The 8,399-nt window shown below is 67.1% G+C and carries 18 protein-coding genes; all 18 read left to right on the top strand.

The annotated features are described in order from the left end of the window. The first annotated feature begins 95 nt into the window (after window positions 1–95). The 18 genes from rpsJ to rplR all read left to right on the top strand — a co-directional run bounded on the left by rpsJ (window position 96) and on the right by rplR (window position 8,379). Window positions 96–404 carry a 30S ribosomal protein S10 gene (gene rpsJ / locus AKI01S_RS25145; protein WP_018657599.1) on the top strand — a complete coding sequence of 103 codons (309 nt, stop codon included), beginning with the start codon at window positions 96–98 and terminating at the stop codon, window positions 402–404. 15 nt (window positions 405–419) lie between these two features. Then, window positions 420–1,070: a 50S ribosomal protein L3 gene (rplC, locus tag AKI01S_RS25140; protein ID WP_067822881.1), complete on the top strand. Its 651-nt coding sequence runs from the start codon at window positions 420–422 to the stop codon at window positions 1,068–1,070. Then, the gene (gene rplD, locus AKI01S_RS25135) at window positions 1,067–1,669 is read left to right on the top strand and encodes a 50S ribosomal protein L4 (RefSeq protein WP_067822878.1); all 603 of its coding nucleotides are present in this window, start codon (window positions 1,067–1,069) and stop codon (window positions 1,667–1,669) included. The genes rplC and rplD overlap by 4 nt, the downstream gene beginning before the upstream one ends. 12 nt (window positions 1,670–1,681) lie before the next feature. Further along, window positions 1,682–1,981: a 50S ribosomal protein L23 gene (gene rplW, locus AKI01S_RS25130; RefSeq protein ID WP_067822876.1), complete on the top strand. Its 300-nt coding sequence runs from the start codon at window positions 1,682–1,684 to the stop codon at window positions 1,979–1,981. A 45-nt stretch (window positions 1,982–2,026) separates the two neighbouring features. Next, on the top strand, window positions 2,027–2,860 hold the full coding sequence (gene rplB, locus AKI01S_RS25125; RefSeq protein ID WP_067822873.1) for a 50S ribosomal protein L2: 834 nt from the start codon (window positions 2,027–2,029) through the stop codon (window positions 2,858–2,860). A gap of 12 nt (window positions 2,861–2,872) precedes the next feature. Continuing rightward, complete coding sequence (gene rpsS / locus AKI01S_RS25120; RefSeq protein ID WP_067822870.1) at window positions 2,873–3,154, top strand: 30S ribosomal protein S19; 282 nt, start codon at window positions 2,873–2,875, stop codon at window positions 3,152–3,154. Window positions 3,155–3,189: 35 nt separating this feature from the next. Further along, the gene (gene rplV, locus AKI01S_RS25115) at window positions 3,190–3,567 is read left to right on the top strand and encodes a 50S ribosomal protein L22 (protein ID WP_067822867.1); all 378 of its coding nucleotides are present in this window, start codon (window positions 3,190–3,192) and stop codon (window positions 3,565–3,567) included. Beyond that, window positions 3,567–4,433, top strand: coding sequence for a 30S ribosomal protein S3 (rpsC, locus tag AKI01S_RS25110; RefSeq protein WP_067822864.1), 867 nt, complete (start codon window positions 3,567–3,569; stop codon window positions 4,431–4,433). The genes rplV and rpsC overlap by 1 nt, the downstream gene beginning before the upstream one ends. 5 nt (window positions 4,434–4,438) lie before the next feature. Continuing rightward, window positions 4,439–4,858 carry a 50S ribosomal protein L16 gene (gene rplP / locus AKI01S_RS25105; protein WP_067822861.1) on the top strand — a complete coding sequence of 140 codons (420 nt, stop codon included), beginning with the start codon at window positions 4,439–4,441 and terminating at the stop codon, window positions 4,856–4,858. After that, entirely contained in the window at window positions 4,858–5,106 is a 249-nt protein-coding gene (gene rpmC, locus AKI01S_RS25100; RefSeq protein ID WP_067822858.1) for a 50S ribosomal protein L29, read from the top strand. Before rplP ends, rpmC begins: the two co-directional genes overlap by 1 nt. After that, window positions 5,099–5,368: a 30S ribosomal protein S17 gene (gene rpsQ / locus AKI01S_RS25095; RefSeq protein WP_067822855.1), complete on the top strand. Its 270-nt coding sequence runs from the start codon at window positions 5,099–5,101 to the stop codon at window positions 5,366–5,368. The genes rpmC and rpsQ overlap by 8 nt, the downstream gene beginning before the upstream one ends. A gap of 73 nt (window positions 5,369–5,441) precedes the next feature. After that, window positions 5,442–5,810 (top strand): 50S ribosomal protein L14, encoded by a 369-nt coding sequence (gene rplN / locus AKI01S_RS25090; RefSeq protein ID WP_021596728.1) that lies wholly within the window; start codon window positions 5,442–5,444, stop codon window positions 5,808–5,810. Continuing rightward, window positions 5,810–6,118, top strand: coding sequence for a 50S ribosomal protein L24 (gene rplX / locus AKI01S_RS25085; RefSeq protein ID WP_067822853.1), 309 nt, complete (start codon window positions 5,810–5,812; stop codon window positions 6,116–6,118). Before rplN ends, rplX begins: the two co-directional genes overlap by 1 nt. 2 nt (window positions 6,119–6,120) lie before the next feature. Then, window positions 6,121–6,696, top strand: coding sequence for a 50S ribosomal protein L5 (gene rplE, locus AKI01S_RS25080; RefSeq protein WP_067822850.1), 576 nt, complete (start codon window positions 6,121–6,123; stop codon window positions 6,694–6,696). 5 nt (window positions 6,697–6,701) lie between these two features. After that, window positions 6,702–6,887 (top strand): type Z 30S ribosomal protein S14, encoded by a 186-nt coding sequence (locus AKI01S_RS25075; RefSeq protein ID WP_018657585.1) that lies wholly within the window; start codon window positions 6,702–6,704, stop codon window positions 6,885–6,887. A 150-nt stretch (window positions 6,888–7,037) separates the two neighbouring features. Further along, window positions 7,038–7,436, top strand: a complete 399-nt coding sequence (rpsH, locus tag AKI01S_RS25070; RefSeq protein WP_067822847.1) for a 30S ribosomal protein S8 — start codon at window positions 7,038–7,040, stop codon at window positions 7,434–7,436. Window positions 7,437–7,453: 17 nt separating this feature from the next. After that, window positions 7,454–7,990 (top strand): 50S ribosomal protein L6, encoded by a 537-nt coding sequence (rplF, locus tag AKI01S_RS25065; RefSeq protein ID WP_067822844.1) that lies wholly within the window; start codon window positions 7,454–7,456, stop codon window positions 7,988–7,990. A gap of 2 nt (window positions 7,991–7,992) precedes the next feature. Continuing rightward, window positions 7,993–8,379, top strand: coding sequence for a 50S ribosomal protein L18 (gene rplR / locus AKI01S_RS25060; RefSeq protein ID WP_067822841.1), 387 nt, complete (start codon window positions 7,993–7,995; stop codon window positions 8,377–8,379). Window positions 8,380–8,399 lie beyond the last annotated feature (20 nt).

Below are 8,399 nucleotides of genomic sequence, written 5' to 3'. Positions count from 1 at the left end.
GGCGGGTCCCGGCCGCCGGAAGACCGGCCGGGCCCGCCGCACCACGAAGTCCAGAAGTAACAGCGGCACTACCAGTAAAGGACACCGAGGCCACCATGGCGGGACAGAAGATCCGCATCCGGCTCAAGGCCTACGACCACGAGGTTATCGACACCTCCGCGAAGAAGATCGTTGAGACGGTGACGCGGACGGGCGCCAAGGTCGCGGGCCCGGTGCCGCTGCCGACCGAGAAGAACGTGTACTGCGTCATCCGCTCGCCGCACAAGTACAAGGACAGCCGCGAGCACTTCGAGATGCGCACGCACAAGCGGTTGATCGACATCATCGACCCGACGCCCAAGACCGTCGACTCGCTGATGCGACTCGACCTGCCGGCCGGCGTTGACATCGAGATCAAGCTCTAAGGGACGCACCCAGATATGAGTACGCAGAGGAAGGGCGTCCTGGGCGAGAAGCTCGGCATGACCCAGGTCTTCGACGATGAGGGCCGGATCGTTCCGGTGACCGTCGTCCAGGCCGGGCCGTGTGTCGTGACCCAGCTCCGCACCCAGGAGACCGACGGATACACCGCCGTTCAGATCGGGTTCGGGCAGATCGACCCCCGCAAGGTGAACAAGCCTTCCGCGGGTCACTTCGCCAAGGCCGGCGTCACGCCGCGCCGCTACCTGGCGGAGCTGCGGGTCGACGACACCACCGAGTTCGAACTCGGCCAGGAGATCAACGCCGGCGTCTTCGAGGCCGGCCAGAAGATCGACGTGACCGGCACCTCCAAGGGCAAGGGCACCGCTGGTGTCATGAAGCGCCACGGCTTCCGTGGTCTGGGCGCTTCGCACGGTACCCAGCGCAAGCACCGCTCGCCGGGCTCGATCGGCGGCTGCGCGACCCCCGGTCGCGTGTTCAAGGGCCTCCGCATGGCGGGACGGCACGGCAACGCCCGTACCACCGTGCAGAACCTGACCATCCACGCCATCGACGCCGAGAAGAACCTGCTCCTCATCAAGGGCGCGGTTCCCGGCCCCAACGGCGGTCTGGTCCTGGTCCGCGACGCAGTGAAGGGGACCGGCAAGTGACCACCAAGCTCGACATCGACCTGCCCTCCGAGATCTTCGACGCGAAGACCTCCGTCCCGCTGATCCACCAGGTCGTGGTGGCGCAGCTGGCCGCGGCTCGTCAGGGCACCCACTCCACCAAGACGCGGGGCGAGGTCTCCGGTGGTGGCAAGAAGCCGTACCGGCAGAAGGGCACCGGCCGCGCGCGCCAGGGTTCGACCCGCGCGCCGCAGTTCGCCGGTGGTGGCACCGTCCACGGCCCGCAGCCGCGCGACTACTCGCAGCGGACGCCCAAGAAGATGAAGGCCGCCGCCCTGCGTGGCGCCCTGTCCGACCGCGCCCGCTTCGGCCGGGTCGTGATCGTCGACAACCTCATCGAGGGTGACGCCCCGAAGACGAAGACCGCTCTGGCGAACCTGCGCGGCGTCACCGACGCCCGGCGCGTCCTGGTGGTCCTCGACCGTGAGGACGAGGTCACCTGGAAGAGCCTGCGCAACGAGCCGAGCGTGCACATCCTCGTCTCCGACCAGCTCAACACCTACGACGTGATGGTGAACGACGTCGTGGTCTTCACGCAGAAGGCCTACGACGAGTTCGTCTCGCGCGCGGCGAAGAAGTAAGGAGGGTCCGGAATGAACAAGATCGCCGACCCCCGTGACATCATCATCGCGCCGGTCGTCTCGGAGAAGAGCTACGGCCTTCTCGACGAGAACAAGTACACGTTCGTGGTCCGTCCGGACGCCAACAAGACGCAGATCAAGCAGGCCGTCGAGGCCGTGTTCGGCGTCAAGGTGACGAACGTCAACACGATCAACCGGCAGGGTAAGCGCAAGCGCACCCGGTTCGGCTACGGCAAGCGCAAGGACACCAAGCGCGCCATCGTCAGCCTGGCCGAGGGCGAGCGGATCGACATCTTCGGTGGCCCGGCCTAAATAGCCCGGCCCGCCCGGAGATCAGAAAAGGGATGAACGAAAAAGATGGGCATCCGTAAGTACAAGCCGACGACTCCCGGTCGTCGCGGGTCCAGCGTGGCCGACTTCGTCGAGATCACGCGCCGCGAACCGGAGAAGTCGCTGCTGCGTCCGCTCCCCAAGAAGGGCGGCCGTAACAACCACGGCCGGATCACCACCCGCCACCAGGGTGGCGGCCACAAGCGCGCCTACCGCGTGATCGACTTCCGTCGCCACGACAAGGACGGGGTCCCCGCCAAGGTCGCGCACATCGAGTACGACCCGAACCGCACCGCGCGCATCGCGCTGCTGCACTACGCCGACGGCGAGAAGCGCTACATCCTCGCGCCGCAGGGCCTGAAGCAGGGCGACCGCGTCGAGAACGGCCCCGGGTCGGACATCAAGCCGGGCAACTGCCTGCCGCTGCGCAACATCCCGACCGGTACGGTCGTCCACGCCATCGAGCTCAAGCCCGGTGGTGGCGCGAAGATCGCCCGTTCGGCCGGTGTCGGCGTCCAGCTGCTGGCCAAGGAGGGCAAGTACGCCACCCTGCGTATGCCCTCCGGCGAGATGCGCATGGTCGACGTCCGCTGCCGCGCCACCGTCGGTGAGGTCGGCAACGCCGAGCAGTCGAACATCAACTGGGGCAAGGCCGGCCGTATGCGCTGGAAGGGCAAGCGCCCGACCGTCCGCGGTGTGGCCATGAACCCGATCGACCACCCGCACGGTGGTGGTGAGGGCAAGACCTCCGGTGGTCGCCACCCGGTCAACCCCAAGGGCAAGAAGGAAGGCCGCACCCGCCAGGCCAACAAGGCCAGCGACCGGCTGATCGTCCGTCGGCGCAGCAAGAAGAAGCGGTAGGAGTAGCCCGACATGCCACGTAGCCTTAAGAAGGGCCCCTTCGTCGACGACCACCTGATGAAGAAGGTGGAAGTCCAGAACGACAAGGGGACGAAGAACGTCATCAAGACGTGGTCCCGGCGCTCCATGATCGTGCCGGACATGATCGGTCACACGATCGCCGTGCATGACGGCCGCAAGCACGTGCCGGTGTTCATCACCGACGCCATGGTGGGCCACAAGCTGGGCGAGTTCGCGCCGACGCGGACGTTCCGCAGCCACGTCAAGGAAGACCGCCGCAGCCGCCGAGGCTGAGCAGGCAGAAAGATCGTAGGAGAGAGGGAACAGCGATGGAAGCCAGGGCCCAGGCGCGGTTCATCCGCGTCACGCCCAGGAAGGCCCGCCGCGTGGTGGACCTCATCCGCGGCCTGCCTGCCGCGGAGGCTCAGGCGGTGCTGCGGTTCGCCCCCCAGGCTGCGAGTGAGCCGGTGGGCAAGGTGCTGGCGAGTGCCATCGCCAACGCCGAGCACAACTTCAAGCTCGACTCGGACACGCTCGTCGTGAGTCGTGCGTGGGTGGACGAGGGCCCGACCCTCAAGCGTTTCCGCCCCCGCGCCCAGGGCCGGGCTTACCGCATCAACAAGCGCACCAGCCACATCACGGTGGTCGTTGAGTCGCGGGACGAGGCGTCGGCGGCCGGCGGTAAGAAGACGAGGAGGGCCCGGTAGTGGGTCAGAAGATCAACCCGCACGGGTTCCGGCTCGGCATCACCACCGACCACAAGTCCGTGTGGTTCGCCGACAAGCTCTACAAGGACTACGTCAAGGAAGACGTCCAGATCCGGCGCATGCTGCAGAAGGGCATGGACCGGGCGGGCATCTCCAAGGTGGCCATCGAGCGCACCCGTGACCGCGTCGAGGTGAACATCCACACCGCGCGTCCGGGCATCGTGATCGGCCGCCGTGGCGCCGAGGCCGAGCGTCTCCGGGGCGACCTGGAGAAGCTGACCGGCAAGCAGGTCCGGCTGAACATCCTCGAGGTCAAGAACCCCGAGGTCGACGCCCAGCTGGTCGCTCAGGCCGTGGCCGAGCAGCTGTCCAGCCGTGTCGCGTTCCGTCGCGCCATGCGCAAGGCCATCCAGTCCGCCATGAAGTCCGGCGCCAAGGGCATCAAGGTCCAGTGCTCCGGTCGTCTGGGCGGCGCCGAGATGTCCCGGTCCGAGTTCTACCGCGAGGGCCAGGTCCCGCTGCACACGCTGCGCGCCGACATCGACTACGGGTTCTACGAGGCCCGTACGACCTTCGGCCGCATCGGCGTCAAGGTGTGGATCTACAAGGGCGACGCCGCGCAGACCCGCGCCGAGCGTGAGGCCCAGGCCGCCCAGCAGCGCGCCGCCGGTGGCGGTCGCGGTGGTGAGCGCCGCGGTGGTGAGCGCCGCGGTGGTGGTGGCGGCGGCGAGCGTCGTGGCGGTGGCCGCGGCGGTCGTGGCGGTCGCGGCGGCGAGCGCGGCGGCGAGGGCGCGCCGAAGCAGCAGCAGAACACCGAGCAGCCGGCCCCCGCCGCTGAGGCTGCTCCGACTGGTGAGGGGAGCTGAACCCGATGCTGATCCCTCGTAAGGTCAAGCACCGCAAGCAGCACCACCCGAAGCGCCGGGGAATGGCCAAGGGCGGCACGAAGGTTACCTTCGGTGAGTACGGCATCCAGGCCGTCGAGGGCGCCTACGTGACCAACCGCCAGATCGAGGCGGCTCGTATCGCCATGACCCGCCACATCAAGCGTGGCGGCAAGGTCTGGATCAACATCTTCCCGGACCGCCCGCTGACCAAGAAGCCCGCCGAGACCCGCATGGGTTCCGGTAAGGGTTCGGTCGAGTGGTGGGTGGCCAACGTGAAGCCGGGCCGCGTGATGTTCGAGATCTCCTACCCGAACGAGCAGATCGCTCGGGAGGCGCTCACCCGCGCGATCCACAAGCTGCCGATGAAGTGCAAGATCGTGAAGCGAGAGGCGGGTGAGTCCTGATGGCCAAGGGTCTTACCGCCGACGAGCTGCGGACCGAGCCTGAGGACGTCCTGGTCACCAAGCTGAAGGAAGCCAAGGAGGAGCTGTTCAACCTCCGCTTCCAGGCCGCGACCGGCCAGCTGGAGAGCCACGGGCGGCTGCGCACCGTGAAGCGCGAGATCGCTCGCATCTACACCGTGATGCGTGAGCGCGAGCTCGGCATCGTCACGGTCGCCGAGGACGCCGCGGAGGGCAAGGACAATGGCTGAGCAGACCGAGAAGCGGAGCACCCGCAAGGTCCTCGAGGGCCTGGTGGTCAGCGACAAGATGGACAAGACCGTGGTCGTGTCCGTCGAGGACCGGGTCAAGCACGCGAAGTACCACAAGGTGATCCGCCGGACCACCAAGTACAAGGCGCACGACGAGGCCAACGAGTGTGGCGTCGGCGACCGCGTCCGTCTCATGGAGACCCGCCCGCTGTCAGCGAACAAGCGCTGGCGCGTGGTGGAGATCCTCGAGAAGGCCAAGTAATTACTGGTTCCGCCAGGCTGGGCCCAATCGATGAACCGAAGGCCCAGAACCGGTGTGACGAACAGGAGTTGACGTGATCCAGCAGGAGTCGCGACTCAAGGTCGCCGACAACACGGGTGCGAAGGAGATCCTTTGCATCCGGGTTCTCGGCGGCTCGGGTCGGCGCTACGCGGGAGTCGGCGACATCATCGTCGCGACGGTGAAGGACGCCCTTCCCGGCGCCGGCGTTAAGAAGGGTGACGTCGTCAAGGCGGTCGTCGTGCGCACCCGCAAGGAGCGCCGGCGTCCGGACGGCTCCTACATCCGCTTCGACGAGAACGCGGCCGTCCTGATCAAGGACGGCGGAGACCCCCGCGGCACCCGAATCTTCGGCCCCGTGGGCCGTGAACTGCGCGAGAAGAAGTTCATGCGCATCATCTCGCTCGCGCCGGAGGTGCTGTGATGAAGATCAAGAAGGGTGACGAGGTCATCGTCATCGCCGGCAAGGACAAGGGCGCGACGGGCAGGGTGCTGCGCGTCGACCCGCGCTCCGAGCGCGTTGTCGTCGAGGGCGTCAACATCATCACCAAGAACATCAAGGCCGACGCCGCACGGGCCGGCAAGGAGAGCGGCCAGGTCAAGGTCGAGGCGCCGCTGCACGTCAGCAACGTCGCCCTGGTCGAGGACGGCAAGCCGGTCCGCGCGGGCTACCGCGTCGACGAGGACGGCACCAAGGTCCGCGTCTCCCGCCGTTCCGGCAAGGAGATCTGACGATGACCGAGACCGTTACCGAGCGCCCCGTCCCGCAGCCGCGCCTGAAGCTTCGCTACCGCGAGGAAATCGTGAAGGCGATGCAGGAGCAGTTCGGCTACTCCAACGTGATGCTGGTTCCCGGTCTGACCAAGATCGTGGTCAACATGGGTGTCGGCGACGCCGCCAAGGACGCCAAGCTCATCGAGGGCGCCGTCCGCGACCTGACCGCGATCACCGGCCAGAAGCCGGCCGTGAACCGCGCCAAGAAGTCGATCGCCCAGTTCAAGCTGCGCGAGGGCATGCCGATCGGCGCCCACGTGACGCTGCGCGGCGACCGGATGTGGGAGTTCCTGGACCGTCTGCTGTCCACGGCCCTCCCCCGCATCCGTGACTTCCGCGGCCTGTCGCCGAAGCAGTTCGACGGCAACGGGAACTACACCTTCGGTCTGACCGAGCAGGTCATGTTCCACGAGGTCGACCCCGACAAGATCGACCGCGTGCGTGGCATGGACATCACCCTGGTCACCACGGCCAAGACCGACGATGAGGGCCGGGCGCTGCTGAAGCTCCTGGGCTTCCCGTTCAAGGAGAACTGAGCGAAATGGCGAAGAAGTCCCTGATCGCCAAGGCGGCCCGCAAGCCCAAGTTCGGCGTGCGCGCGTACACTCGTTGCTCGCGCTGCGGGCGTCCCCGCTCCGTCTACCGGAAGTTCGGCCTGTGCCGTGTCTGCTTCCGCGAGATGGCGCACCGGGGCGAGCTGCCCGGCATCACCAAGTCCAGCTGGTAAAGGGCGTGTTCGGCCCCCCGAACCGTGCTGAACGGCCAGGGGGGCCGCCCTTTGCAGCCTGTGTAATAACCACCGGGCACCTGACGAAGGTGCCCATGACCACGCCAAAGGTCCGACAAGGAAACCGTGGCGAGGGAGGGCCTGTAGGCCATGACGATGACCGACCCGATCGCAGACATGTTGACGCGTCTGCGTAACGCGAATTCGGCGTACCACGACAGCGTGGCGATGCCGTACTCGAAGATCAAGGCGCACATCGCCGAGATCCTCCAGCAGGAGGGCTACATCTCGGGCTGGAGCGTGGAGGACGCCGAGGTCGGCAAGAAGCTCGTGATCGAGCTCAAGTTCGGTCCGACCCGTGAGCGTTCGATCGCCGGTATCAAGCGCGTCTCGAAGCCGGGTCTGCGCGTGTACGCGAAGAAGGACAACCTGCCCAGGGTCCTGGGCGGCCTGGGCGTCGCGATCATCTCGACGTCCTCCGGCCTCATGACCGACCGGCAGGCCGGCAAGCGCGGCGTGGGCGGCGAAGTCCTCGCCTACGTCTGGTAGAGGGGAGGGCTTAACAAATGTCTCGCATTGGACGTCTCCCCGTTACCGTGCCCAGCGGCGTCGAGGTGAAGATCGACGGGCGTGAGGTCACCGTCAAGGGCCCCAAGGGCACCCTGTCGCACACCGTGGCCGAGCCGATCGAGGTGAAGCTGGAGGACGGTACCGTCACCGTCTCCCGGCCGAACGACATCAACACCGTTCGCGCCCTGCACGGGCTCACCCGCTCGCTGATCAACAACATGGTGGTCGGCGTGACCGAGGGGTACAAGAAGACCCTCGTGATCCAGGGTGTCGGTTACCGCGTGGTGGCCAAGGGGCAGAACCTGGAGTTCTCGCTCGGCTACAGCCACCCGATCGTGGTCGAGCCCCCGGAGGGCATCAAGTTCACGGTCGAGAAGCCGACCCAGCTCGTTGTCGAGGGCATCGACAAGCAGAAGGTCGGCGAGGTCGCCGCCAACATTCGTAAGCTGCGCAAGCCCGACCCCTACAAGGGCAAGGGCGTCCGCTACGAGGGCGAGCAGATCCGCCGCAAGGTCGGAAAGGCTGGTAAGTAGTCATGGCAGGCACCAAGACCCTGGCCGGCAAGGCCACGTCGGCGCGGGCCAAGTCCCGCAAGCGCCGGCACCTGCGGGTCCGCAAGAAGGTCGTCGGTTCCACCGCACGCCCTCGCCTGGTCGTGACCCGCTCGACCAAGCACGTGTTCGTCCAGGTCATCGACGACAGCAAGGGCCACACCGTGGCCTACGCCTCGACGATGGAGGCGGACCTGCGCTCCGACTCCGGCGACAAGACCGCCAAGTCCCGCAAGGTCGGCGAGCTCGTCGCCCAGCGGGCCAAGGAGGCCGGCGTCACCGCTGTGGTCTTCGACCGTGGCGGCAACAAGTACCACGGCCGCGTCGCCGCTGTGGCGGACGGCGCGCGCGAGGGGGGCCTGGAGCTCTGATGGGCCTCACGACCGAAGAG

The sequence above is a fragment of the Actinomadura kijaniata NBRC 14229 genome (genome assembly GCF_001552175.1).
In the GTDB taxonomy this organism is placed as follows: Bacteria; Actinomycetota; Actinomycetes; order Streptosporangiales; family Streptosporangiaceae; genus Spirillospora; species Spirillospora kijaniata.
Note: the sequence above shows the minus strand (reverse complement) of the source record. Positions and strands in the feature narration are given on the sequence as shown.

Excerpts from the sequence above, each read along its gene's own strand:
- rpsJ (WP_018657599.1), top strand. The coding sequence starts at position 96 with ATGGCGGGACAGAAGATCCGCATCCGGCTCAAGGCCTACGACCACGAG.
- rplC (WP_067822881.1), top strand. The coding sequence starts at position 420 with ATGAGTACGCAGAGGAAGGGCGTCCTGGGCGAGAAGCTCGGCATGACC.
- rplW (WP_067822876.1), top strand. The coding sequence starts at position 1,682 with ATGAACAAGATCGCCGACCCCCGTGACATCATCATCGCGCCGGTCGTC.
- rplB (WP_067822873.1), top strand. The coding sequence starts at position 2,027 with ATGGGCATCCGTAAGTACAAGCCGACGACTCCCGGTCGTCGCGGGTCC.
- rpsS (WP_067822870.1), top strand. The coding sequence starts at position 2,873 with ATGCCACGTAGCCTTAAGAAGGGCCCCTTCGTCGACGACCACCTGATG.
- rplV (WP_067822867.1), top strand. The coding sequence starts at position 3,190 with ATGGAAGCCAGGGCCCAGGCGCGGTTCATCCGCGTCACGCCCAGGAAG.
- rplP (WP_067822861.1), top strand. The coding sequence starts at position 4,439 with ATGCTGATCCCTCGTAAGGTCAAGCACCGCAAGCAGCACCACCCGAAG.
- rpmC (WP_067822858.1), top strand. The coding sequence starts at position 4,858 with ATGGCCAAGGGTCTTACCGCCGACGAGCTGCGGACCGAGCCTGAGGAC.
- rpsQ (WP_067822855.1), top strand. The coding sequence starts at position 5,099 with ATGGCTGAGCAGACCGAGAAGCGGAGCACCCGCAAGGTCCTCGAGGGC.
- rplX (WP_067822853.1), top strand. The coding sequence starts at position 5,810 with ATGAAGATCAAGAAGGGTGACGAGGTCATCGTCATCGCCGGCAAGGAC.
- rplE (WP_067822850.1), top strand. The coding sequence starts at position 6,121 with ATGACCGAGACCGTTACCGAGCGCCCCGTCCCGCAGCCGCGCCTGAAG.
- AKI01S_RS25075 (WP_018657585.1), top strand. The coding sequence starts at position 6,702 with ATGGCGAAGAAGTCCCTGATCGCCAAGGCGGCCCGCAAGCCCAAGTTC.
- rpsH (WP_067822847.1), top strand. The coding sequence starts at position 7,038 with ATGACGATGACCGACCCGATCGCAGACATGTTGACGCGTCTGCGTAAC.
- rplF (WP_067822844.1), top strand. The coding sequence starts at position 7,454 with ATGTCTCGCATTGGACGTCTCCCCGTTACCGTGCCCAGCGGCGTCGAG.
- rplR (WP_067822841.1), top strand. The coding sequence starts at position 7,993 with ATGGCAGGCACCAAGACCCTGGCCGGCAAGGCCACGTCGGCGCGGGCC.